At 52.2% G+C, this 24,349-nt stretch carries 18 protein-coding genes and 1 riboswitch; of the genes, 4 read left to right on the top strand and 14 right to left on the bottom strand.

The window, feature by feature from the left end; all coding sequences use genetic code 11:
* The first annotated feature begins 415 nt into the window (after positions 1 to 415).
* Positions 416 to 826, top strand: coding sequence for an Lrp/AsnC family transcriptional regulator (locus ACKWCC_RS18380; RefSeq protein WP_413997438.1), 411 nt, complete (start codon positions 416 to 418; stop codon positions 824 to 826).
* A gap of 444 nt (positions 827 to 1,270) precedes the next feature.
* Here the strand turns inward: ACKWCC_RS18380 and ACKWCC_RS18375 are convergent, their stop codons facing one another.
* From ACKWCC_RS18375 to ACKWCC_RS18340, 8 genes are all read right to left on the bottom strand, one after another.
* Complete coding sequence (locus tag ACKWCC_RS18375; RefSeq protein WP_413997437.1) at positions 1,271 to 2,863, bottom strand: NADP-dependent glyceraldehyde-3-phosphate dehydrogenase; 1,593 nt, start codon at positions 2,861 to 2,863, stop codon at positions 1,271 to 1,273.
* 48 nt (positions 2,864 to 2,911) lie between these two features.
* Positions 2,912 to 4,162, bottom strand: a complete 1,251-nt coding sequence (ilvA, locus tag ACKWCC_RS18370; protein WP_413997436.1) for a threonine ammonia-lyase IlvA — start codon at positions 4,160 to 4,162, stop codon at positions 2,912 to 2,914.
* 150 nt (positions 4,163 to 4,312) lie between these two features.
* Entirely contained in the window at positions 4,313 to 5,788 is a 1,476-nt protein-coding gene (gene ilvC, locus ACKWCC_RS18365; RefSeq protein ID WP_413997435.1) for a ketol-acid reductoisomerase, read from the bottom strand.
* A gap of 71 nt (positions 5,789 to 5,859) precedes the next feature.
* Positions 5,860 to 6,396, bottom strand: a complete 537-nt coding sequence (gene ilvN / locus ACKWCC_RS18360; protein ID WP_413997434.1) for an acetolactate synthase small subunit — start codon at positions 6,394 to 6,396, stop codon at positions 5,860 to 5,862.
* 257 nt (positions 6,397 to 6,653) lie between these two features.
* Positions 6,654 to 7,274: an O-methyltransferase gene (locus ACKWCC_RS18355; RefSeq protein WP_413997433.1), complete on the bottom strand. Its 621-nt coding sequence runs from the start codon at positions 7,272 to 7,274 to the stop codon at positions 6,654 to 6,656.
* 33 nt (positions 7,275 to 7,307) lie between these two features.
* The gene (gene ilvB, locus ACKWCC_RS18350) at positions 7,308 to 9,041 is read right to left on the bottom strand and encodes a biosynthetic-type acetolactate synthase large subunit (RefSeq protein ID WP_413997432.1); all 1,734 of its coding nucleotides are present in this window, start codon (positions 9,039 to 9,041) and stop codon (positions 7,308 to 7,310) included.
* A 169-nt stretch (positions 9,042 to 9,210) separates the two neighbouring features.
* Positions 9,211 to 10,893, bottom strand: a complete 1,683-nt coding sequence (gene ilvD / locus ACKWCC_RS18345; RefSeq protein WP_413997431.1) for a dihydroxy-acid dehydratase — start codon at positions 10,891 to 10,893, stop codon at positions 9,211 to 9,213.
* Between the two features lie 416 nt (positions 10,894 to 11,309).
* Positions 11,310 to 13,742, bottom strand: coding sequence for a hypothetical protein (locus ACKWCC_RS18340; protein ID WP_413997430.1), 2,433 nt, complete (start codon positions 13,740 to 13,742; stop codon positions 11,310 to 11,312).
* Positions 13,743 to 14,300: 558 nt separating this feature from the next.
* Between ACKWCC_RS18340 and ACKWCC_RS18335 the strand changes: the two genes are divergently transcribed.
* Positions 14,301 to 15,026, top strand: coding sequence for a nitroreductase family protein (locus ACKWCC_RS18335; protein WP_413997429.1), 726 nt, complete (start codon positions 14,301 to 14,303; stop codon positions 15,024 to 15,026).
* Positions 15,027 to 15,150: 124 nt separating this feature from the next.
* On the opposite strand, the gene ACKWCC_RS18330 is transcribed toward ACKWCC_RS18335, so the two are convergent.
* The 4 genes from ACKWCC_RS18330 to ACKWCC_RS18315 all read right to left on the bottom strand — a co-directional run bounded on the left by ACKWCC_RS18330 (position 15,151) and on the right by ACKWCC_RS18315 (position 19,020).
* Positions 15,151 to 15,996, bottom strand: coding sequence for a 5-oxoprolinase subunit C family protein (locus ACKWCC_RS18330; protein WP_413997428.1), 846 nt, complete (start codon positions 15,994 to 15,996; stop codon positions 15,151 to 15,153).
* The gene (pxpB, locus tag ACKWCC_RS18325; RefSeq protein ID WP_413997427.1) at positions 15,989 to 16,726 is read right to left on the bottom strand and encodes a 5-oxoprolinase subunit PxpB; all 738 of its coding nucleotides are present in this window, start codon (positions 16,724 to 16,726) and stop codon (positions 15,989 to 15,991) included. Before pxpB ends, ACKWCC_RS18330 begins: the two co-directional genes overlap by 8 nt.
* Positions 16,723 to 17,466 carry a 5-oxoprolinase subunit PxpA gene (gene pxpA / locus ACKWCC_RS18320; RefSeq protein WP_413997426.1) on the bottom strand — a complete coding sequence of 248 codons (744 nt, stop codon included), beginning with the start codon at positions 17,464 to 17,466 and terminating at the stop codon, positions 16,723 to 16,725. Before pxpA ends, pxpB begins: the two co-directional genes overlap by 4 nt.
* Positions 17,467 to 17,817: 351 nt before the next feature.
* On the bottom strand, positions 17,818 to 19,020 hold the full coding sequence (locus ACKWCC_RS18315; RefSeq protein WP_413997425.1) for an Nramp family divalent metal transporter: 1,203 nt from the start codon (positions 19,018 to 19,020) through the stop codon (positions 17,818 to 17,820).
* A 533-nt stretch (positions 19,021 to 19,553) separates the two neighbouring features.
* On the opposite strand from ACKWCC_RS18315, the gene ACKWCC_RS18310 reads away from it, so the two are divergent.
* Both ACKWCC_RS18310 and ACKWCC_RS18305 read left to right on the top strand, forming a co-directional pair.
* Positions 19,554 to 19,997: a hypothetical protein gene (locus ACKWCC_RS18310; RefSeq protein ID WP_413997424.1), complete on the top strand. Its 444-nt coding sequence runs from the start codon at positions 19,554 to 19,556 to the stop codon at positions 19,995 to 19,997.
* Between the two features lie 8 nt (positions 19,998 to 20,005).
* On the top strand, positions 20,006 to 20,572 hold the full coding sequence (locus tag ACKWCC_RS18305; protein ID WP_413997423.1) for a hypothetical protein: 567 nt from the start codon (positions 20,006 to 20,008) through the stop codon (positions 20,570 to 20,572).
* Between the two features lie 176 nt (positions 20,573 to 20,748).
* On the opposite strand, the gene ACKWCC_RS18300 is transcribed toward ACKWCC_RS18305, so the two are convergent.
* Positions 20,749 to 21,825: a YncE family protein gene (locus ACKWCC_RS18300; protein WP_413997422.1), complete on the bottom strand. Its 1,077-nt coding sequence runs from the start codon at positions 21,823 to 21,825 to the stop codon at positions 20,749 to 20,751.
* A gap of 23 nt (positions 21,826 to 21,848) precedes the next feature.
* On the bottom strand, positions 21,849 to 23,678 hold the full coding sequence (locus ACKWCC_RS18295; RefSeq protein WP_413997421.1) for a TonB-dependent receptor plug domain-containing protein: 1,830 nt from the start codon (positions 23,676 to 23,678) through the stop codon (positions 21,849 to 21,851).
* A gap of 32 nt (positions 23,679 to 23,710) precedes the next feature.
* Positions 23,711 to 24,012: riboswitch (cobalamin riboswitch) on the bottom strand.
* Positions 24,013 to 24,349: the final 337 nt, after the last annotated feature.

Genomic DNA, 24,349 nt, shown 5'->3' with positions numbered 1-24,349 from the left:
TAAGGAACAATGCCGTCTGTATCCGAGCCACGCACCTTACCCCTAAAAGCAAAAGGGGACTCTTATTCTTTTTGCCAGGGGGAAGATTTTAATGTAGCATGTTGTACCTTTAAATCCTGGTACGTTTTGTGGCCATCCAAGAAATCCAATTCAAAACCGTGTATTACGCTTGTTGGTCTGTATTTGACAAACGCTTTAAAGTTCGCCATACGGGTAGCATCACGTAAATTGAAATGCTTGCAAACGGCACAATGGATGGGAGCTTTCCAAAAGAGCAGGACCCTTGGATCCCAAAAATGATGGCCAACCCAGCGGAACCACTGCCATTGGCCAGGCACCAAAAACTTGGAGCGGTTATTGGTTGGTCTGTTCAGATTTGGGCAGATCACCTTGCGGACGTTTAAACCCTATCTATATGTTAGACCCTATTGATTCACGAATTTTGACAGAGCTGGAAACCAATGCCCGCATCTCTTTTGCAGACTTGGCCCGTAAAATAAACCTATCACCTTCTGCCGTGCGCGAAAGGGTCCAAAAAATGGAGGAGCTGGGAGTTATCCTAAAATACAGTGTCCAGAGGAACAACAAAATGCTTGGCTATGACCTCGAAGCCTTTATTCTGCTCAAAGTTTTTCCTGGGCAATTGAAAAGTGTCATTGAAAAGGTGAGCCAATTTCCGGAAGTTACAGAGGCCCATCGCATCACAGGGAACCAAAACATTCACCTTAAGGTGGTGGTAAAAAACCAGATATGTCTTCAAAAACTTTTGGATAAATTAATGGTGTTTGGGGATACCAATACTTTTTTGATCTTGTCCGAAATTTAAATCTGCACAAAACGCAACGGGGGCTTTTTTAACCCCCAGGTATTTTGCGGGGCCTGTATTCCCCAATCAATGAGCCTTGCCACAAGATAAACCTCACCTCCTTTGCCATCGAATCCGCCTTGCCGTTCGATGGCATAAAAACCGTAATACCAGTTCTCTTTTAAAATTCTGCCAAAGCGATTGAACTGATTTTTTGGCCCGCTAAAAAGAACGATCGGGCACAGTCCAGCAACGGCTTATTTTTATTTTGAAGAGGGGCGTAAAAAGAAACCATTTATCGGCTCATCTTCAATTGGGAAATGGTATGAGCCCTTGGCTCACCTCAAAAACGACCCTAACCTTAACCAAAGCCTTTATGGGCATTATCCAAGGGGGACAACGACATATTCCCCTTGCGCACCATTGCCATTTGGCACGCAATGTTTGTACACTATGGCAACGTGCTCACAGAATATAGTCCGTACTCAAAAAATTACTGGCCTTGGCGTCCAAAAGGTTTTCAATGGTTTCATTGTTAAGCTCGTTGTCCTTAAAGGCAACAAATGTCCTGATGGAGAACGAGCGAAGGGCGTCATGCACGCTCAGGGTGGCTTGGGCACTGTCCTTTCTGCCGGTGAACGGGTACACGTCCGGGCCCCGCTGGCAAGAGCTGTTCAGATTTACCCTACAGACCAAATTGGCCAGGCTATCTATCAACGGGGACAAGGTATAGACATCCTTTCCAAAGAGGCTCACCTGTTGTCCGTAATTGCTTTCGGCCATATCGTCCAGGGGTTCCTTGATATCGGAAAAAGAGAGTACGGGCACAATGGGGCCAAACTGTTCCTCCTGGTACACGCGCATGTCTTTGGTAACCGGGTAGAGTACGGCGGGCCAAATATAGTTGGTGGTTTGTTGCCCTCCTTTTTTGTTCTGTATCCGCGCTCCCTTTTCCAGGGCATCCTCCAAAAGTCCCTTGATGTAATCCGGTTTTTGGGGCTCGGGAAGCGGGGTGAGCACAACACCCGGCTCCCAGGGGTTTCCAAAGGTAAGGGCATCCATTTTCTCCGAAAAGCGTTTTAGGAAACGGTCCCGTACCTGTTCGTGAACATACACCACTTTTAGGGCGGTGCAGCGTTGTCCGTTGAACGAGGTAGTGCCCGAAATGACCTCATCAATGGTCAGGTCCAAGTCGGCATCGGGCAGGATAATGGCCGGGTTTTTGGCCTCCAGTCCCAGCACCAACCGCAAACGGTTGCTCTTGGGGTGCTGCTCTTGCAGGGCGTTGGCAGAGGTACTGTTTCCGATCAGGGCAAGCACATCCACTTTTCCGGTTTTCATGATGGGGGCGGCCACGGTGCGTCCCCTACCAAAGAGAATGTTGATCACCCCTTTGGGGAAACAGCTCTGAAAGGCTTCCAAAAGCGGGGTTATGAGCAACACGCCGTGCTTTGCCGGTTTAAAAATCGTGGTGTTTCCCATGATAATGGCCGGAATGAGCAGGGCAAAGGTCTCGTTCAACGGATAGTTGTAGGGCCCAAGGCAGAGCACCACGCCCAAGGGGCCGCGACGTATATGGGCATAGACGCCCTGGTGCCGCTGAAACTTGGCGCTGGCCCGGTCCAGCTCCTTGTATTCCTCTATGGTATCTTCCACGTAGGCCACGGTGCGATCAAACTCTTTTTCTGAATCGGGCAGCGACTTGCCAATTTCCCACATCAACAGCTTCACCATAGGCGCTCTTTTGGTCTTCATGATATCCACAAAGTTCTGCATGCACTCAATGCGGTCCTTGACCTTCATCGTGGGCCAAAGGCCCTGTCCCCTATCGTAGGCCGCCGTGGCGGCATCCAATGCCCTTAGGGCGTCTTCCTCCTGCATATCGGGAATGCTGCCCAGAAGGGTGGGGCTGTAGGCTTCGGTGGAAGAAATGGTGCTGTGCACTTCCGTGACCGGACCTTCCCAATACTCCAGTTTTCCGTTGAGCAGAAAATGACGCTGGTCTATGGTTTCGGTAATCTGATGGGCCTCGGGGATGGGCGTTCTCTTGTTGTTCATAGGATATGGGTTCTTAAAAGTTATGGAGCAAGGCCTGGCCTTGCCACCTTAGATCAAATATTCAAAAAGATGGGGTTTGTCATTCAGGTATTCCCCAAAGAAATGGTGCGCCTTCATGCGTTGTACCAGCGGTTCCAGGTCTTCCGGGGATTGCAGTTCCACCCCCACCACGGCAGGGGCATTTTCCCTGTTCGATTTCTTGGTGTACTCAAAGTGGGCAATATCGTCCGTGGGGCCCAAGATCTCGGCCACAAATTCCTTGAGCGCGCCGGGCCGTTGCGGGAAGCGTACAATGAAATAATGCTTAAGCCTGCCGTACAACAGGGCCCTTTCCTTGATTTCGGCCGTTCTGGCAATATCGTTGTTGCTTCCCCCCACAATGCACACCACATTCTTGCCTTTTATCTGTTCACGAAACTGATCCAACACCGCTATGGACATGGCACCGGCAGGTTCCACCACAATGGCGTCCCTGTTGTACAGCTCCAATATGGTTTGGCACACCTTCCCTTCGGCAACGGTGACCATGGCCTCCAAATGCGCCTTGCAAATGGGAAAGGTAAGCTCGCCCACACGCTGTACAGCGGCCCCATCGATGAATTTATCAATATGGGCCAAGGTAACCAACCCATTTTTTTCAAAAGCGGTTTTCATGGAAGGTGCCCCTTGGGGCTCCACCCCCACGATCTTGGTGTTGGGCGAAAGTTCACGAAACACTGAGATGATCCCGGAAGCCAGGCCGCCACCTCCCACACAAACAAAAAGGAAATCTATGGGCCGCCCGGCCTGTTCCAGAATCTCAAGGCCAACCGTGGCCTGACCCTCAATGATCTTGGGGTCGTTAAAGGGGTGCACAAATACCTTCCCCTTTGTTTTCCCGTGCTCCACGGCTGCCGTTTGGGCATCGTCAAACGTATCGCCCCGCAGCACCACTTCCACCATGTCCCCTCCAAACAATTTGGTCTGTTCCACTTTTTGTTTTGGGGTCACCGTGGGCATAAAGACGGTGGCCTTTATCTTTAGGTGATGGCAAGCAAAGGCCACCCCTTGGGCATGGTTGCCCGCACTGGCACATACCACCCCCTTTCTGCGCTCGGCAGCATCCAAAGCGCTGATTTTGTTGAAAGCACCACGAATTTTGTAAGACCGTACCCGCTGGAGGTCTTCCCGCTTCAGGGATATGTTGCATTCGTATGCCTTGGATAGCCTCACGCTATCCATTAAAGGGGTACGTTCGGCCACTTCCGCTATCGTTCTGGCGGCCGCCCTTACATCTTTAATTTGGGGAAAATAGCTCATGGTCAAGGTGCTGTTGAAAAGGGCAAAAGTGGGCCGGTCCCTAGGGCATGGAACGGGACAGGGGCCACCGAGACCCCCATTTGCTTTCATCATAGGTCTCGGTGGCCGCCCCACTCTCTTTGGGCCATGATATATGGACCTTGACCGTGATCATACAATGGGCTTCATTGCCGTCATGGAAGCCCTGAGCCTGGCCCCAACAATCTCTACCGGATGTTCCCGCAGTACTTTATTGGCGGCGATCAGTTTGGCATTGTCCACCCCATTATCCCTATCTGCGCCGTATTTTTTACCGATCACGTCCACATCCACCTTGTTCATGAAATCCTTTAACAGGGGCTTGCAGGCATGATCAAACAGGTAGCAGCCATATTCCGCCGTATCGGAGATCACACGGTTCATTTCAAAAAGTTTCTTGCGGGCAATGGTATTTGCGATCAAAGGGGTTTCGTGAAGGGACTCGTAGTAGGCAGATTCTCCAATGATACCGGACTCCGTCATGGATTCATAGGCCAGTTCCACCCCGGCGCGCACCATGGCGATCATGAGCACCCCATGGTCATAATATTCCTGCTCTGTAATGTCCTGGTCCCCGGCCGGGGTCTTTTCAAAAGCGGTCTCTCCGGTGGCCGCCCTCCAGCTCAACAGGTTTTTGTCGTCATTGGCCCAATCTTCCATCATGGTCTTGGAAAAGTGCCCTGTCATGATATCGTCCATATGCTTATGGAACAAGGGACGCATGATGTCCTTTAGTTCTTCGGAAAGCTCAAAGGCCTTTAACTTTGCCGGGTTGGAGAGCCGATCCATCATATGGGTGATGCCGCCATACTTCATCCCCTCCGTAATGGTCTCCCAACCGTACTGTATGAGCTTGCTGGCATAGCCGGGATCAATGCCCTTTTCCACCATTTTATCAAAACAGAGGATGGAACCGGTCTGCAACAAACCGCACAGAATGGTCTGCTCTCCCATAAGATCGGATTTTACCTCGGCCACGAAAGAGGACTCCAACACACCGGCCTTGTGCCCACCGGTGGCGGCGGCATAGGCCTTGGCCTGCTCCAGACCCTTGCCCTCCGGATCGTTCTCAGGATGCACGGCAATAAGGGTGGGCACACCAAAGCCCCTTTTGTACTCTTCCCTGACCTCGGAGCCCGGACTCTTTGGTGCCACCATGATCACCGTGAGGTCTTCCCGCACCTGGGTGCCCTCTTCCACAATATTGAAACCATGGGAATAGGACAGGGTGGCCCCTTTCTTCATCAAGGGCATTACCGCGCCCACCACGGCAGTGTGCTGTTTGTCCGGGGTAAGGTTAATGACCAGGTCCGCAGAGGGTATGAGCTCTTCGTAATTGCCCACGGTAAAATTGTTCTCCGTGGCGTTTGTAAAGGACTGCCGCTTTTCGTTGATCGCGGCATCACGGAGGGCATAGGCAATGTCCAGTCCGGAATCGCGCATGTTCAGTCCTTGGTTCAAGCCCTGGGCACCGCAGCCCACGATCACGATTTTCTTTCCCTTCAGTGCGGTGACACCATCTGAAAACTCATGGGCCTCCATAAACCTGCATTTTCCGAGTTGAAGTAATTGGTCCCTTAAGGATAGTGTGTTAAAATAATTTGCCATAATCTATTGTTAATGTTTAATGGCCCGGTGGCCCGCCATGCGGTGACCCAGACCTTATAATGTTTACTTGATTATTCTTCCATGGTTTGAAATTCCCGCAGCAGGGCGGTGATCTGCATCTCGGCCTTGGATACGGAAATACGGCCGGAGCGCACAAATTGCATGATGCCAAAAGGTTTTAAGGCATCGTACATCTCATCTATCTCATGCCTTCTGCCACTTTTGGCCAACACAAAGAAATCCCGTGAGACGGTAACGATCTGCGAGTTGCTCTCTTTGATGATGTTCTGTATCTGTCGCTCATCGAACAAGAGCGCGGAATTGATCTTGAACAGGGCAGATTCTTGGTAAATGGTCTCATCGTCCCGGTGGTAAAAGGCCTTGATCACTTCGATCTGCTTTTCAATCTGCCCCACGATATTGTGCACCCAATTGTGGGTGGTATGCACCACAATGGTAAATTTTGATACTTGGTCTATCTCTGATTTGGACACATTCAAACTTTCTATGTTGATGTGCCGCTTCAAAAAAATACCCGATATCCTGTTCAACAACCCCACGTTGTTTTCAGAATACACCGAGATGGTGAACCATTTTTTTTCTTCCATAAGCCTGTTACGCTCCCGACCACCGCATCCGTGGCGGAAGCTTGTTGTTTAGGTTACTGTTTTGTTTTTCCCGCTCCGGGGTTTTCATGGACCAATTTAAGGCGGTAGGCGTTCACGGCCTCCCGCCCTGCTTTTTTGGCGAACATCGAGGCTCCTTTACCGCCCTGCCCCGGGACCATGGGCTCCCGATACCTTTCTTTGCCCTGGACCAACGTTTGGGGCTGCGCCGCACGGGTGCCAGGGCACCCATTGTAACACTACGCGGTGGCCCCGGAACCCTTTTTTGTCCTCACTGCCAAGACCAGTCCCGTGGACCAATCCATCCGTGTGAGGGTAAAATCTTCCCGACCCTCCAGATAGCTCGTTAGGCCCTCCACGTTTTTGCCATGACCTCTGGGCCAATTGGGTTGGGGTTTCATATCGTCAACGACATAGAAGCCTCCCAAACGGACCCAGTTCAATATTTTCTCAATTTCACTGTACTTCCCGGGCCATGCATCGGCAAAGATCAGATCGAACTCTTGTCCATCGTACGTTCTGAGCCATTGGCCCCCATCGGCACATACAATGGTTAAGCGGTGATCTTCCCGGAAAACCTTACCCACCAGGGCACAGCGCTCGGGGTCGTTGTCCAGGCTGGTCATGGTGCCGTCCGCATCCATACCCTCCACCATCCAGGAAAGGGACAGGCCCATTCCGGTTCCCATCTCCAAAAAGTTCCCTTGCGGCTTACTGGCCACCAGGGTCCTCAATAGGGAGCACACCTCCACGTCCGAGGGCATGGTAAACCCCACCTCCCTGGACTTTTCTTCCAAATAGGGGTAGTGCAATGGTTCCCTGCCTGTGCCATCTTTTTTCACTGTACTGGTGTCTTTCATCAACTTGGCATTGCCCTACGGTCGCCGAACAAGCTACTTGAGCCTGATTTCGGATACGGCCGCCCCCGAGGGGATCATGGGGAAGACATTGTCTTCCTTTTCCACTTTCACCTCCAGAAAATAGGGTTTGTCCGATGCGATCATCTCGGCCACGGCCGTTTTCAAGGCGCCCCGCTCAGAAACCCTTTTGGCCTCGATGTGGTAGCCTTCGGCAATTTTAACAAAATCCGGGTTCACCATCACGGTGGAGGCGTACCGGCTCTCAAAGAACAGTTCTTGCCATTGGCGCACCATGCCCAAATGGTCATTGTTGAGCACCACGATCTTTACCGGTACGTTGTGCTGGAAGATCACCCCCAGTTCCTGTATGGTCATCTGGTAGCCCCCGTCGCCGATCACGGCCACCACCTCGCGCTCCATGGCGCCCATTTTGGCCCCGATGGCGGCGGGCAGGGCAAAGCCCATGGTGCCCAACCCTCCGGAAGTGATATTGCTCTTGGATTGCTCAAACTTGGCATAGCGGCAGGCGATCATTTGGTGCTGCCCCACATCGGTGACGATCACGGCCTTGTGTCCGGAGGCCAGGTTGATCTCCTCTATGACCTCGCCCATGGTAAGCCCTTCTTTGGTAGGGTGTATGTCCTTTTCAATGACCGTCTTGAACTCAATGTCGTATTTTTCCTTGAAGGCGTTGCGCCAAGCGTGGTGGCTGTTCTCCCGTATCAGGGGAAGGAGCGCTGCAAGGGTCTGTTTGGAATTCCCCAGCACGGCCACATCTGCCGTGACGTTCTTGTTGATCTCGGCCGGATCGATCTCAAAGTGGATTACCTTGGCCTGTTTGGCATAATCTTCCAATCTGCCCGTGACCCGATCGTCGAACCGCATGCCAATGGCTATGAGCACGTCACATTCATTGGTGAGCATGTTGGGGCCGTAGTTGCCGTGCATGCCCACCATGCCCACATTGAGCGGATGGGATGTGCCCAGGGCGGAGGCACCCATAATGGTCCAAGCGGCGGGTATGCCCGCTTTTTCCACCAAAGCCCTCAGTTCCTGTTCCGCTTTTCCCAAAATAACGCCCTGGCCCCAAACGATAAAGGGCTTTTTCGCCTCGTTTATAAGCTTTGCCGCGGCTTCAATGGCCTTTGGGTTGGGCTTGGGGGTCGGGTTGTAACTGCGGACACCTTGACATTTTTCGTAGGTGAACTCAAACTCCTCGAACTGTGCATTCTTGGTAATGTCCACCAGCACCGGGCCCGGTCTGCCGGACCTTGCGATATAAAACGCCTTGGCCATGACCTCCGGTATCTCGGCAGCCTTGGTGATCTGGTGGTTCCACTTGGTCACCGGGGTGGAGATACCTATGATATCGGTCTCCTGGAAGGCGTCCGAACCCAACAAGTGTCTGGGCACCTGGCCGGTAATGCACACCATTGGGGTGGAGTCTATTTGGGCGTCTGCCAGGCCCGTGACCAAATTGGTGGCCCCTGGACCCGACGTGGCCATGGCCACGCCCACGCGGCCAGAGACCCTGGCATACCCTTGTGCGGCGTGGGTGGCCCCCTGTTCGTGCCGCGTCAGGATATGGGTGAGCCTGTCCTGAAATTTGTACAGCTCGTCATATACGGGCATAATGGCACCGCCGGGATAGCCGTACAACAAATCCACCCCTTCCTCCAGCAGGCAGTGGATAATGGCTTCCGCACCGCTGATCTTTATCGCGGTCTTTTTTTTCACGGGCACCTTGGTCGCTTTCACTGTTTCCATAGTAAAATCCTAAATATGCTGTGCAATGGGCCTTGATCATCGGCACCTGCCCCAAACCAAAGGGGGGCGTTCGCCCAGCGATTTCTTTTCAGTCTGTTGTGTTCGTTGTATCCATTTACTCCCTTGTGAAGCCTAAAGCGGTTCTTTGGGAAACGCTTGGGCCAACCCTCTAAAATTCATCGGTGACGCATCCTTTTGAAGCAGATGAAACGGTTTTTGCGTATTTGTACAACATTCCCCTCTCCGCCTTGAGTTTTGGGGCCTTCCATTGGGCCCTTCGGGCCGCGAGTTCCTCTTCGGACACCTCCATGTCAATGGTGTTCTTTTGGGCGTCTATGGTAATGATGTCGCCATTCTTGACCAGGGCAATGTTGCCGCCCACTTGGGCCTCTGGCGCCACGTGCCCCACCACAAAACCATGGGAGCCCCCTGAAAAGCGGCCATCCGTAATCAGTGCCACATCCTTGCCCAGCCCGGCACCCATAATGGATGATGTGGGCTTTAGCATTTCGGGCATGCCCGGTGCCCCTTTGGGCCCTTCGTAGCGAATGATGACCACATCGCCTTTTTTCACCTTCCCAGTTTTGATGCCAATGTTCACATCGGTCTCATTGTCGAACACATTGGCGGGACCCTTAAAAAAAAGGCCCTCTTTTCCGGTGATCTTGGCCACGGCGCCCTCGGTGGCCAGGTTTCCGAACAAAATACGGATGTGGCCCGATGCCTTGATGGGGGCTTCCAACGGACGGATGATATCCTGGCCTTCGATGAGATTGGGCACATTGGCCAAATTTTCGGCCAAGGTCTTTCCCGTTACCGTGAGGCAATCCCCGTGCAACATATCGTTGTCCAACATATATTTCAAGACCCCGGGGATACCGCCCACACCGTGGAGGTCTTCCATGGAGTAGCGGCCACTGGGCTTTAGGTCGGCCAGCAAGGGCGTACTGTCACTGATGTCCTTAAAGTCTTGCAGGGTGAAGGGCACTTGCGCGGCCTTTGCAATGGCCAGGAAATGCAGCACCGCATTGGTGGAACCACCCAGCACGGTGACCAATCTAAAAGCGTTTTCCAAGGCCTGCCGCGTCACAATATCCGATGGTTTGATGTCCTTTTCCAACAACAACCGCATGGCTTCCCCGGCCCTGATGGACTCCTGCTCCTTTAGCTTTCCATCGCTAATGGCCGGATTGGAGGAGTTGAACGGTAGGGACATCCCAAGCGCCTCTATGGCAGAGGCCATGGTATTGGCCGTGTACATGCCTCCACAGGCACCGGCACCGGGACAGGCTTTGTGCACCACGGCTTTGAACTGTTCCTCGTCTATGGTTCCGGCCACTTTCTTGCCGTAAGCCTCAAAGGCAGAGATGACATCCAACTTCTCCCCTTCGTGACAACCGGAGGCAATGGTGCCCCCATATACCAGTACGCAGGGCCTGTTCAGGCGCAACATGGCCATCAGGGCGCCGGGCATGTTCTTGTCACAGCCCACCACCGTGACCAAGCCATCATAGCTCATGGCCTCCACCACCGTTTCCATGGAATCTGCAATGATGTCCCTGGAGGGCAGTGAAAAACGCATCCCGGGCGTTCCGTTCGCAATCCCGTCGCTCACCCCAATGGTGTTGAAGATGAGCCCCACCAGATCGGCGTTCTCCGTGCCTTTTTTAACGTAGGTGGCCAAATCGTTCAAGTGCATGTTGCAGGGATTGCCCTCATAGCCCGTGCTGGCTATGCCCACCAAGGGTTTTTTAAGATCGTCGTCCGTGAGTCCTATGGCGTGCAACATGGCCTGGGCGGCCGGGAGGGATGGGTCTTGGGTAACGGTTTTGCTGTATTTGTTCAATTCCATAAAAGTAAGCTGTTCTCGTCTTAAACATTGGGGCATGGGTGCCGCCTTACTCCAAAGATAAAAGTTTAATTTCCGTTGTTGCCGGCACTGCGGTGACACCTTTAAACTCATTGATTTGAAAAATCATACAAAATACTGAAAATCAATAATATAAATATTCTGCTTATCCCATATTCAATACGATTATTTTTTACAGGGAGCCTACCTGAAAACCTGGGCCCCAACGCTTGTGGATTCCTTGGCGGCCCGTGGCAAGGCGGTTCCTCGTTTCCAAAGGTGTCCATTATGCATGTTGGGCCACAAGGCTTTTGCAGCTTTGGGATGCCCAGTACGGGCAAGGTCCCGGTGGGTTGCCTGTTGTAAACCATTAGTAAAGAAAGCGTTCAATGGCCGCTACAATTGGGAAGGGGCACAGGTCAGGGCATCTGCACCAATTCGGGTTCCCCAGCGGTCTTGAGCTCCAATTTAAGAAGGGCGGTGCCCGACTTTTCGGTGAAATCGCATGAGACGGTCAGGTGGTGCTCTCCCTGTCCCACCGCCAGGGCATCCAAAGGTACCGGCACCGTTTTGATGCTGTTCCAGTTGGCATCGTATAGCACGGCTTGCGCACCCCCATCATAATTTAGGAACTCCCCTTCCTTTAGGGACACGGCCAGTTGCACTCGGTTAACCTTGTTCAGCTCCAAAACAATATTTGAAACATCGGTGTTCTTGGTGGTAAGGATAAACTGCAAGGCTTGCCCCTTGTTCTTGTTTACCCAAGAAAAGCGCGAGGAGAGCGGTTCCCCGGGCTGCCGCACCTTAAACGGATGTTCCAACCGTTCCACGCTCCAGGGAATGAGGTGCCAAGAGGTTTCCGAAAGGGTTTCCAGGGAAAACTCTTCCCCTATGTTTTCCATGCGCTTTTTTTGATCGGCGCTGAACGCGCCGGACATCCGTGCTTTCTCCCACTGCTTGATCTTTTCCAAAATGGTCTCCCCAACCCCGTTCTTGGCCACAATGTCCACGGAGGTCACCAAGGCATAACCGGCATCAAAGGCGGCACTTCTGGCCAACATCCACTCCATGTCCTCCACACTGGTGCTCTCGCGCATACTGAACCAGCCCAACATACAGGGAATGAAGTTACGTCTAAAATAGTCCTGGTTCAATAGCCTGTAGGCCGTTTGGCTTTCCCTAAACCCAGCATACCACGGCTCTCCCCAGTTCATGCGGGTAAACATGTGCCAAAAATAATGCCCTGGCCTACTGGCGTCCATGATGTAATTGTCCTTGATCTCGGGGGCCAGACCCTTGTACCAGGCATCCACAAAAAGAAGTTCCCCATAAGCTCCCATTCCGGTGGAGTAATTGCCTTCCAAACCGTCGAAAGAAATCTGTCTTAGACCCGTATCATTGAAAAGATCGGCCAGCCTACGTGCCATCTCCTGGCCCAGTTCCACATTGGTGAGCAGGGTCTTGTACGGGTGGTCTGCCAACTTATGAATGGGGGCTTGCGCCTTGTGGTGGCCCACCCGGGTGCCAAAGGCCCCGCGCTCACAGTTGAGCAAAAGCCAGGGTGCGGTCTCGGAGACCTTTTCATAACGAATGATCTCCTTGCCCACCATCACGGCCTGCAAGGTGTTGTTTTCCATCTGGTCAAAGAAAACGGGGTCCGCTATTTCAATGGTTTTGTCGGCACTGCCAACGTCCCTGACCAGCACACTGGAACCCACCTTGGCCAAGCGATCGTCCGGCACCGGAGTAACATAGGGATCGTTGGTGGTAATGAAGTTGGACAGGGTATGGACCCCCACGGCCACTCCTTGCCGTTCCGCTTTGTCCACACATTCCTTTAAACTGGACCAATTGTCCGGAAAGGCATCGGGGTGCAGGTCAAAATGCCCCCAATTCTTGAAGGGCCCACTGTGGTACAGGTATTTTAGCCCCGCCTTTTTGGTAAGGGCTATGGCGCTGTCCACGGTTTGCACGCTAAAATTCTGTATCAAATAGGCAGCGGTGGCGGCCTCGGAGCGCTTGCTCCACACCCCATTCAGCGTGGGGTGGGGCAAGCCTTCTTCCAATTCAATGGCCTCCAGGGTGTTCAGCACCTCTTCCGGCGGACCACCGAACAGGGCAATTTTGGAACCGATCAGGCCCTTGTCCACATATGCGGGAGCCATGAAAGCATCGTGTTTCATCGCGGCTACCTGCCGGTCCCGGTCTCTATTTCTCGTGTAGGCCTGCAGGGAACTTCCGTATTCCCTAGGGAGCGCCGTGTGGCCGCGGTAGAGAATGTTCAGCGAATCCGAAACATCCACCAAACTGGTGGTCCCGAAGATATCGTAAGAGGGCGTGGCATCGTCATCATAGGTGGGGAAGCCCCCCAGGGTTCTCATGTTCAAGGCCTGGATGCCCACCGAGAAATCGGTGTTCCTCACCACCCCAACGGTTTCACCAATGGTTTGCCCAATGGTGGTTCTAAAGGGGCCCCATAGCACCAGTTCCACCAGGGTGGCATCGCTCAGGGCAATGAGCTCAAAAGTGAGGTACCGCTGGTTTTGCACCACCTTTATTTTGGCCTCCAGATCATGGACGGGGTACCCCAGCGTAAGCACCCCCTCTTCTTGGTCAAAGGCCAGACGTTCCGGCAACACCAAGGTAGTGTCCAGTTTCAATGCCAACAAGGGCGATGGTTCTGCCGTGTGTTCGTAACGTGCCCCATCTGCTGGGTCCATAATGGCGGCAACGTGGCCTTTGCCGTTGAGCTGGAGTCCAAAACCATTGGTGGTGAGCGCAATGCCCCCACGCGCTCCACACCCTAATAAAAGCAGGGCTAAAAAGGTTGCTGAAATTTTTGTCCAATACATCGTTTTTGCTCCCATGGGGTTCATTTGAAAGGTTCCTGTCATCAAAGTTCTAAAAGTATCAATTTGTCATTGAAAATACCTACCATTGGCAAGGGTGTCTTGGAAACACCCGGCAAATATGAACAAAAATGCGGGTTCCCTGCGGCTTAAAAAGGGCATGGACCAGAAAATGGTAACGTTTTTCATTTATGGGGTTCTACCAGGAAACGTTATCGTGCTTCTCCAAACAAGGAGGTTTTAGGTCGATGGCCCCCTGGGGAAGATCAGGGTATTTCAACGAGGGCACAACACCTTCCCAACGGCTTCCGCATCCATGCATCTCTTTTTGATCGCCTGGGGGTTGGTCCATCAAAAAAAATAAGTCCGAAAAACCTGCTCCGTTCGCTTGATGGGCTATTTTTGTGAAGCACCAAGCAACTGTCCGCAAACGTGCATCGCTCCAAAAATTGAAATCAACATGGAAATGGAACCATCCGGGGGGCAAAAGTGGGTGCCAAAGGGGCATCGTGTCCCGTATGTTGCACATCACCATTCATCAACAACAAAAATCAGCATCAAATGAAAACAGTGGAAGAGGCCATCAACTACCGTCGTTCTACCCGTATATTCAAGGAAAACACCCCTTTGGACAGCGATAAAGTAAGGCATTGCCTGGAGCTGGCGTCCCTGGCCCCGAACAGCAGCAACCTGCAACTGTGGGAGTTTTACCATATTGAAGATCCAGAGATGCTAAAGCGATTGAGCGTAGCTTGCTTGGGCCAGAATGCGGCAAAAACGGCCAAACAAATGGTGGTGGTGGTCGTGCGCAAAGATCTCTGGAAAAGGAGGGCCAAGGCCAACGTGGCCTTTTTAAAGCGTTCATTTGGAGACAAAGGCCCCAAGGAATACGGCAAGCGGGAGAAAATGGCCCTGGACTACTATCAGAAACTCATTCCCACCCTGTATTTTGATGTTTTTGGCTTTTTGGGATGGCTAAAATGGCTGGTGTTCAAGATAGTGGGATGGTTCAGGCCCATTTACAAGGAGGTACGCCGATCGGACATGCGCATTGTGGCCCATAAAAGTGCCGCCTTGGCGGCCCAGAATTTTATGTTGTCCATGGCCGCACTGGACTATGACACCTGCCCCATGGAAGGGAGCGACACCGATCGGGTAAAAAGAATCTTGGGGTTGCCGTGGGGTGCGGAAATAAATATGGTCATTGGTTGTGGGGTTCGGGAAGAAAAAGGCATCTACGGACCAAGGTTCAGGGTTCCCTTTGAGGACGTGTACCGCAAAAAATGAGCCCGGCCCGGGCGAGGGCAGCGCCCAAAGTATTGTGTTCCCGAGCAGCCCAAGCCCCGCCCGGCACGTATTTGGGGCCCTTGATGGTCTGGTTGTTGAATTTTTCCAAGGGCCTTGTCCGCCCCTACTTTTCCATTAGGGCAAAAGCAATTCGGTCTCCGGTCCTTTTTTGGGCAAGGACACCTATGGCTTTTTGGGAGAGTTGCAAGATCCTGGGGTATCCCCCCGTGGTTTGCCCGTCCTTCATCAACAAGATGAGCTTTCCCGCAGGCGTCCATTGCACCGTGCCGGGCAAGGTGGCCGCTGTGAGCATCGTTTCCCGGTTGGGCACAAAGACCTCCTCCAATTGGTAGGCCATTCTATTGTTTTCCTTGGCCAAGGTAAATTCCGTTCCAAACAACTGTTGCAGCGCTGGCCTTGGAACACGCTCAAATTCGGGGGCAGGGCTCACTTCCAAGACACGCTGTTCCAGATGTGAGTGCACCCTCATTTCAGATATCTTGGGCTCAAAATCCGTCACGGGCCCGTAGGCCAGCTGGTCTCCTTCCCTTAGGCAATTTGCCGGGGTAATGGGGCTGTACCAAGATCGGCTGCCCAATATCAATGGCGTGCGAAAACCTCCTTTGACCGCCAAATAGGCCCTGAACCCCTTTTCCAAACGCCCGTAGGAAAGGATGTCTCCGGTCTGGGCACGGTACACTTTGTCATTGGCCACCGGCACATTGTTCAGGGTGGCAGACATCAAGGCTCCCGCCAGTGCAAAATAGGTGGGTTCCATAAAACTCAGCGTGGGCCCTCCCATGGTCATTTCCAAGCCGGCATCCGAAGGGTCGTTTTCCAGCAGCAGATTGGCCCTTTCCAAAGCCGGGCCATCCATGGCGCCGGATACGGGCACCCCCTTATGACGGTAGTGAAACCGCCCTAGATCTTGGACGGTGGTAAAAAATCCCGGTTTTAGCACCTTAATCATCCCAGACCGATTTTTGCATGTTGTAAATCCCCACCTCCACTTCTATGGCATGCAGTTCAAAGGCCGATTTGGATATGGGCGTAAACTGTACTTTGTCTCCCACGGACACAAAACAGGGTTCCTTTCTGGAGGCATCAAAAAGTGGCACAAAGGTACGACCGATAATATGCCACCCTCCGGGGGACTCTTGGGGATAGATGCCCGTTTGCTTTCCGGCGAGTCCCACCGCGCCTTTCGGCACCTTTGGGCGCGGTTCTGATCGGCGGGGCAACTCCAAGCTGCTTGGCAGGCCGCCCAGGTACATAAAACCCGGCAGAAAGCCGATCCCGTAAACCGTGTAAGTGCGGCCGCTATGCTGGGCCACCAGCTCCTGCGGGGTCATGTTCAGGGAGTGCGCCACCGCTTCAAGGTCCAATGCAAACGCATCCCCGTAACACACGGGAATCTTCCAAAGGGTTCGTTCTACCTTGGCTAACGCTGTGCGGTCCGCGTAGGCCTTCCGTAATCTTTCTTCCCAGGCGTTAAACTCCACGGGAGCGTCCCTGTGCACTAGCATCAAAGAGTTGTATGCGGGCACGGTCTCCCAATCGGGGGTGGACAAAAAGTGTTTTTTGAGGTGTGATTCAAATTGAAGGATATCGGTCAGGATCGATTCTTGTACCTCATTGGGCCACTCCACTTGTATGGCGTGGCGCCCAAATGGTTTAATGTTGATGGAAAAATGACTCACGGAAGCAGGTTAATTTGATGTTTTGGCAATTCGCGATGAAGGTACATTAGAATTTGCAATGCCGTTGGGGTATCGCCGTGCACGCAAAACGTATCTGCCCGCAAGGAAACCTTGGTCTTTCCGGGCACCATGACCTTGCCCTCTTTGACGATGGACAGCAGATGGGACAGTACCCGATCCGGGGCAGTGATCAGGGCGTTGGCCTCGCTCCTGGGCATCAACCCCTTGTCCTCGTTATAGTTCCTGTCCGCAAAAGCCTCCTCCCGCACGGCAAAGCCCCGATGCTTGGCCCAGTACACCACCTTGGATCCACTGAGCAGGTACAACACGGCATTGGGGGCAAAAGGGGCCACGGCCTTGAAAAAAAGATTGGCCAAGGCCTCGTCCCGGGCAATGTCATTGTACAGGGCGCCATGCGGCTTTATGTGGTGCAACGGCACTCCCAACTGGTCACAGAGCCCTGTGATCAGGCCCATCTGTTCGGCAAGGCTGTCCTTTAGCGCTCTGGGGGTCATTTTTAGGGTTTTTCTGCCAAAATTGGCCCTATCGGGATAGGATGGGTGTGCCCCCACCTTTACCTTGTGCTCAAGGGCCAAACGCAACATTTGCGCTATGGTTTGCGCATCTCCGGCGTGCCCACCACAGGCAATGCTGCAAGAAGATATAAAGGGAAAGAGTTGCGCCTCATTGCCCACGCCCTCGCCCACGTCACAGTTTATGTCAATCACCTCCACCGCCATATCGTTGTCACTTTAAGGTTCAAAAAATTGGATGTCAGCCCATTATTGCCCATTTTAAATCGGTTTGCTGGCCAAAATGAGGGGCTGGGCGCCCGCCTGAATGGTTGTGGAGCCAGGCAGCCGAAGCCTCCTTCGGCTGGCGAACAGTTCTGTACTTAAGCCTGTCTTGTGCAAAGCCAAAAGGCTGGAACTGACACTCGTAAAAATTATTGTTCATATGATCATCACACCATTACCTTTTTCCTTCAACACCTATTTATCCGTTGACCTCCACAAAAAACATCCGGTTAGGCCGTAAAACCATAATGGCCTTGGCGTCCGTGGTGCCCTGGGGTCAATGACCGGCAGTGCTCACAGCATTCCCAGTACCGCAAAAATACTCTTGGCCCCCAATACCACCGAAAGTAGAATGATAAGGAGTCCCAAGACGTTCTGTACCCCACTGTTCACATAGCGGCCCAACAATGCGGTTCTATTTGCGGCCCAAAACAGGAAAATGGCCACCAAGGGCAAGAGCAGGCCGTTGGCCATTTGTGCAAAGGCAATGAGCTGGATCAAGTTCAGGTCAAAACCAAGTGCCCCTACCCCCAATCCCAAAATAAACATCCAGACCGCACGGAACCGCCAATCTTTGAGTCCTCCCTGCCAATGGAAACAACTTTGGGCCACATAGGCCGCCGCCAAGGGGGCGGTAATGGCAGAGGTGATGCCCGCAGCGAAAAGTCCCACTCCCATGAGCAGTACGGCGGCATCCCCGTAAAGGGGCGTCAAGCTTTTGGCCAAATCCATAACATTGCCCACCTCGGCACCCTGAAGGGCCGCGGCCGAAATGATAATGCACAGGGAGATGACCCCACCCACCAAAATGGCCCCATAAGTGTCCCGTTTGGCTGCCGGCAAATTTGCAACCCCTTGCCAGCGCTCGTTGACCAGGGACGCATGCAGGAACAAGTTGTAGGGCACCACGGTGGTCCCCACCAGTGAAATAATGGTGAGCCAAGCCTGTTCCGGCACCCGGGGCACCAAGAGGCCCTTGAGCACCGCCCAGAGATCGGGACCGGTGACCAGGGCAGCACATACAAAGGAGAGGCTCATGAGCACCACCAAGACCATAAAGATGTGCTGTAGCAATTTGTAACTGCCCAGATAGAGCAACACAAAAGCAATGGCCCCGACCAAAAATGGATAATGTCTTGTGCCCCCCTCTCCAAAGAGCGCCTGCATGCCCAAGACGGCACCACCAATGTTGCCCGCTTCATAGGCGCCGTTTCCCACCACAATGGCAGAGACGACCAAACCTATGGCCAGATACCGGAGCCAGGCACTGCCCATTTGGGAGCGTATCACGTGGGCCAGCCCTTTTTGGGTCACCAAACCCAAACGCGCAGCCATCTCCTGTAAGACCATGGTGGCGCCAATGGAGAGCAACATGGCCCAAAGCAGGCCAAATCCAAAAGAGGCCCCGGCCAAGGTGCAGGCCGTGACCGTTCCCGGGCCAATGAAAGCGGAGGCAATGAGCACACCCGGGCCCATTTTTTTAAAAAAAGATGCCAAGAACAGTGTTTTTGTAAAGATACCCTCAAAAAAGTAAATTACCTCGGGGCAAGCCGAGGCATTCATAAGAAACTGAATCTTAATTTTGGTTCTGCCACGCATGTAGTGGAAACGAAAAATGGTATTGGCCGGTGGTGGGACCCTAGGACATAGGACGTAAGACCAAAAATAGGTCCGGTTACAAACATCCATAATGTAAGTATCTAAAATTCAATTAACTACAAATATAAAATCCTTCGTTCTACGGCTTCTGGTCCCAAGTATAATTGTGAATCAATGGTTTTTACCCATAAATACAATGGTAGAACCTTAATTTCAAGACAAGCCTGGGAGCATCGAACCCTTTGGCGGTGCCAATGAAAATCAGAAACCCCAAAATGATTTCGTTTCACCACAATTTTAACATTTAAAAATGCCGTTCATCTAAAATTTTGCCGTTCGTCTAAAACTGCCGTGCCGTACATCGATTTTCCATACTAATCTTAAAAAAGTGCTGTTATAACCCTCCCAAATCTTACCATAAATTTATTTTAATGACATGTTTAGAATGTAACAAAGAGCTTGGTTATCTAGACCATAAAAACGCCATGGACAGCCTGGGCGTTGAGCTCTGTGCCAAGCACCACAAGCGAATGGAAACCCTGATCAAGACCCATGACACCCCATTGGAGGCCATACAGCTGTACTACGGGCTCAGGGAGGCGGGCGTTAAAGCGATGCTGGAGTGGTGGGACGGCAACAAGTCCATTGACATTGCCATTTCCAGGGTAAAACTGAACATAGAAATTGATTCTGCCTATGAGGCCATCACGGAAGAACAGGCCATGAACAATCTGGAACAGACCATGCACTCCTTTAAAAACGGCTTTACCACCATCCGGATTCCGCATACCGTGGTGCGCTATTACCTGAACGAAACGGTGAACAACATCAAGGGCATCATGGAAGGATTGAAAAAGAACATCAAAACCATATAAATACCATTATGGCACCATCCAACAAAGTATTGCGAACGCCTTTGCGCATTGCCCTGGTGGCCCTGCTCACGGGCTTCATCATGCGTGTATTGGAACTTCCCTACACGGACGGCATCATCTTTACCGCTTTCTTGGCCATTGCCATTTTATATGGCATTCGCTTTCTCAAAAAAGACCCAAAGCGTCCCGTGGCCATCATTAAAATGATTTTGGTGCTCTTCTGGACCACCAACGGACTCCTGAAGATCCTGGATTTCCCGTACACCCTCATTTTCCAAATTGGCACGGCCATTACCTTCGTCATCTGGTTTGCCATGGAGGGCACGGCCTATTTTATGGACGATGACCGGAGGGCCAAGAACACCTTGCTGGAAGTGGCCTGGAACTTTGCCATGGTACTGGGTGTGCTCATCTCCATTGGTGGCGGCCTGATGCACCTCTTTGGCTGGGAAAACGCCATTCCCGTCATTACCCTGGGCCTCACCGTGGTCACGGCCTATATTTTAAAGGATATCTTTACCCCACAGAAAAGCCCGGACAAACGGAATCATGACGAGATGGTGTCCCCAGAGTAACGGCCAAAGAACACCAAGGACCTTCTTCAGACCCACTGCCTCCCACTCTTTATGCAACCGCCTCCCCCGGCGGTATCAAATGATCTGCGACCTTGGCAAACAGCATCTTTACCAGTGACCACTGCTGCAAGAGAGTGGAATAGGGCGACCTACGGCGTAAGCCACCCCTACCCTATTTACTGGCGTTCCGCGCTTCCATTGAAATATACCTCGCCGGGGTTTATGCCCACTTCCAGGGTGGTTAGCAGGGACCTATTGTCAAGGTTGTAAATTTCAACCGATCCCGGACTTGCAAAATCCTTTGCGTCCAAACCGTACAATCTTCCACCCTCAACGGCCATATCGTAATAGTTGCGCCCGCTAATGGCTGCTTCGGTGGGCAGCGTAGTATTGGACATGTCCATTTCAAAGACGGCGCCATTCAAGTAATAGTACAGACTACCTTCATCCACGGACAGATAACTTGGATGTTCGGTCTGATCGAAGGTAAAGGAAGCATCCACGACATTGGTGTCCGTACTTATTTTGTCCAACTGGCCGGCAGTTTCATTGTTGGTCCAACTCGGATTTCCCCCGGAGAGCACCCACAGGTTGCCATCGGCATCCAATTGCAGGGAATTGGGGCGGTCTGCCACGGTAATGGTGGTGCTTAGGGTGTTGGTCATGGCATCGATGACCGATACGATATTGTTTTGGCCAAAACCGCCCTGCATGGCCACATAAACGGCGTTGTCCTTGGCCAAAAGGCGTTCCGGCCCTTCGCCCACGGGGATTTTGGCCTCCACCTCCCCGGCTTCCAAATTCACCACGGCAATGAAGTCGTCCGTTGGATCGCTTCCGTCCCCCCAATTGGAAACATAGCCTTTTCCGTTGGCAATGGCCATATAACGGGGATTTAAGAAATCGCCCGTGTCTCCCCCACCTATGGTCCAGACAGTCTCAAAGGTATAACGGTTCACCACTTCGATCTTTTGGGAATTGTTCACCACAATATAGGCCAAATCGCCATCAAAGGCCATGCTCTGGGCCGTATCTCCCCAGGTGGCCACGGCGTTGACCGATTTAAAAATTCCGTTCTCGACCCCCGTATAATCATCCGGTATGAAAGAAACAGAGGCATTTCCGGCCCCAAAGCCACCCTCGTGCAGCACAAGGGCCCCATTTTCGTAAGGCAGGGGCTCACTATTGGGGTCTGTGACCTCGTCATCATCATTACATCCGGTGAACAACAAGCCCGCTAGGGCCATCAACATAAAAAATCGATTTTTTTGCATGGTTAAAAATTTAAAATGAATTGGGTTTGAATATTTCTATTGGGCATGGGCCTAAAAGCGATGTTCTCGTAATAGGCATTGAATACATTGTTCACGGTGACCGCGATGCGATACGCCAATTTCCCCTTGGACTTGGGCGAAAAGCCAACTCCGGCATTGGCCACCTGATGGCCTTCCAGTTGCCCCCCGATAATGGACACCGGACCATTGTACCGATGTTGATAGAAGACCCCAAACTGGGCATAATGGTAGGCAAGGGACAGATTGCCGCTATGGAAGGGCACGTAAATGAGTTGCTCGCCGCTCTCCCGATCTTGGGAAACGGTGTAGGCGTAACGGGCTTGTAATTCCACCTCCTGATTTTCCCCAACGGAAGTGTTGCCCCCCAGCTCCAGTTCCGCCCCATAAATGTTTACGGCATCTACATTAATGGGCGACCAAAAGGCACTGTTGTTGGGCAACCAACGGATCATGTCATTGGTGTTGATATAATAGCCATTGAGCTGTGCCGAAAAAGGGCCATAGGCAAAACGCTGACCAACATCCAGCTGATAAGACCGCTCCGGCCTCAACTCCAAATTGCCCCCCGGCTGCCAGTAGAGATCGTTAAAGGTGGGCATCCTTACGTTGCGCGAAGCGTTCCAGGTAAGGGCATAAAAATCGCTAAGGGCATAGCGGCCGCTGAGGGCAAAAACCAAGGGACTGGCAAAATCAGAGGAAACATCTTGCCGCACACTGAGGTTGTACTGCAGGTTTTCCGAAAGGCTATGCTTTAGGATGGCCGTGGCCGAGGCATCGTTGCGCAGCGGCCTCCCAAAGCTATTGCCCCTGCCCCTAAAATGGTTGAACTCCAAAAACGAGTGTACCCGAAGGCTGGGGGAAAGGGCAACGTCCATCGCGTAACGGGCCAACAGGGTGGTGACCCTGCCCTCGGAAAAACGATCCACTGCCCTGTTCTCAAAGAATTTGAAGCCTTCGTAAAGGTGGGCCAATTTTAGGGTGTGGATCACTTTTTCCGAATAATGGCCCCATTCCAATTGGGTGCGGTGCTGGTTGTCTTCATACCTGCCTCGCCCGGGTGCCACCAAGGTTCCCGAGAGCTGGCGATCGCCCACAAAACTCTGGTGGTACAAACGCAGTACCTGCTTTTCACTCAGTGTGCGGCCCGCATTGAAATTGAGGTTCAGATGTTCAAAGGCACCGTTACGGTTGCGCTCATTGGTCTCCAAATATTTGTAATCGTTGTCCGATCGGTTATAATTGATGCCGAAGTTGGAAGACCATTTGCCCGTTCCGTAGCTTTGCCGGTAGTTTAGGCTGCGGGTATCAAAACTACCGTATCCCGTAATGACTTGGTTTTCAAAGTGCTTATGGAAACCAAGGTCGTTGTTGAGATGCACCGACCCCCCGATCGCCCCCGAACCAAACTGCACGTTGCCGCCCCCACTTCTTACGGCAACGGAGCTGTAGTTAAAAGGATTGATGGTATTGAAATCGGTCTGGCCATTGAGTTGGGAGTTGATGTTTATACCGTTCCACACCACTGCCGTATGCGAAGCGTTGGTGCCCCTGAACGCTGGCGAAGACACCATGCCCAAGCCGTTCTCCTTAAAGTAAATATTGGAATTGAAAGATAACAGGGAGGTAAGGAAAAGTCCATTGCGCTGCAGGACACTGTCTTTGAGCTCAGTGACCTTATGCCCCTCGGCATAGCGTTTTAGGCGCATATCGGAGACGGTGACCTCTTCCAGCAGTTGCAGGGGCAACTCCTGTGAAAACATCGTCTGCGCAGCGCACCATAGGAACAATAAAATGTACCAGTGCTTCTCCATACCTTAATAACCTTTATCCCGAAGGTTGTTGGGTGTTTGTAAAGAATCTGGCAGGTCTCCTGGCTTGTTCAATGGGATGTGGCCTTCCCATTCCCGTGTCAAGGGGAACAGTGGCGCTGAAGTACACCTCATCCTCCATTAAAAGGAGGTAACCAAACAGCGTTTGGCATGAACTCACAGTTGCGGGAACAGCTCCGGAATTTTCGATCGGTGCAATGAAAAAGGACGACACGGGCTACGCTCGTACTTTTTGGCAAAAACCAATTCAAATCACCGGATTCCCTTTTAATCGCACATAAAACATCATGCGCGAACCAAAATTCAAGGGCGAAAGTACACTATTTGGAGGGATCGCCCCCATTTTTCTTGTTCAATTTTCTTGCCAACCACGGAACGCCCACCAGAAAGCGCATTGGCAATGGTCCCCTGGTGGGCACGGCCGGATGTTGGCATCATTTACAGCCCTGCTCGTTCTAAACAAATGCACGCCCCCTTCCCTAGATCCCATCTTACTTTTGTTACTTTGCAAACAAATGTGCACGCACCATCAGTAAAAAACCACACCTTCTTAGAAGGTGGCTTTGGCTAGCCCCCATAGGGGGCGTCCCGGGCAAGTCCTAAAAATCGAATCTTTGCTGATGATCCTCGACTTTCTTCTCCTCACTCTCCTG

The organism is Maribacter aquimarinus, from assembly GCF_047345505.1.
In the GTDB taxonomy this organism is placed as follows: Bacteria; Bacteroidota; Bacteroidia; order Flavobacteriales; family Flavobacteriaceae; genus Maribacter.
This window is presented reverse-complemented; position numbering and strand designations above follow the sequence as displayed.

Coding starts and splice junctions, on each gene's coding strand:
- ilvC (WP_413997435.1), bottom strand. CDS start 5,788: ATGGCAAATTATTTTAACACACTATCCTTAAGGGACCAATTACTTCAA.
- ilvN (WP_413997434.1), bottom strand. CDS start 6,396: ATGGAAGAAAAAAAATGGTTCACCATCTCGGTGTATTCTGAAAACAAC.
- pxpA (WP_413997426.1), bottom strand. CDS start 17,466: ATGGCGGTGGAGGTGATTGACATAAACTGTGACGTGGGCGAGGGCGTG.
- ACKWCC_RS18340 (WP_413997430.1), bottom strand. CDS start 13,742: ATGTATTGGACAAAAATTTCAGCAACCTTTTTAGCCCTGCTTTTATTA.
- ACKWCC_RS18335 (WP_413997429.1), top strand. CDS start 14,301: ATGAAAACAGTGGAAGAGGCCATCAACTACCGTCGTTCTACCCGTATA.
- ACKWCC_RS18330 (WP_413997428.1), bottom strand. CDS start 15,996: ATGATTAAGGTGCTAAAACCGGGATTTTTTACCACCGTCCAAGATCTA.
- ACKWCC_RS18305 (WP_413997423.1), top strand. CDS start 20,006: ATGGCACCATCCAACAAAGTATTGCGAACGCCTTTGCGCATTGCCCTG.
- ACKWCC_RS18380 (WP_413997438.1), top strand. CDS start 416: ATGTTAGACCCTATTGATTCACGAATTTTGACAGAGCTGGAAACCAAT.
- ACKWCC_RS18300 (WP_413997422.1), bottom strand. CDS start 21,825: ATGTTGATGGCCCTAGCGGGCTTGTTGTTCACCGGATGTAATGATGAT.
- ilvA (WP_413997436.1), bottom strand. CDS start 4,162: ATGAGCTATTTTCCCCAAATTAAAGATGTAAGGGCGGCCGCCAGAACG.
- ACKWCC_RS18355 (WP_413997433.1), bottom strand. CDS start 7,274: ATGAAAGACACCAGTACAGTGAAAAAAGATGGCACAGGCAGGGAACCA.
- ACKWCC_RS18295 (WP_413997421.1), bottom strand. CDS start 23,678: ATGGAGAAGCACTGGTACATTTTATTGTTCCTATGGTGCGCTGCGCAG.
- ACKWCC_RS18310 (WP_413997424.1), top strand. CDS start 19,554: ATGACATGTTTAGAATGTAACAAAGAGCTTGGTTATCTAGACCATAAA.
- ilvB (WP_413997432.1), bottom strand. CDS start 9,041: ATGGAAACAGTGAAAGCGACCAAGGTGCCCGTGAAAAAAAAGACCGCG.
- ilvD (WP_413997431.1), bottom strand. CDS start 10,893: ATGGAATTGAACAAATACAGCAAAACCGTTACCCAAGACCCATCCCTC.
- ACKWCC_RS18375 (WP_413997437.1), bottom strand. CDS start 2,863: ATGAACAACAAGAGAACGCCCATCCCCGAGGCCCATCAGATTACCGAA.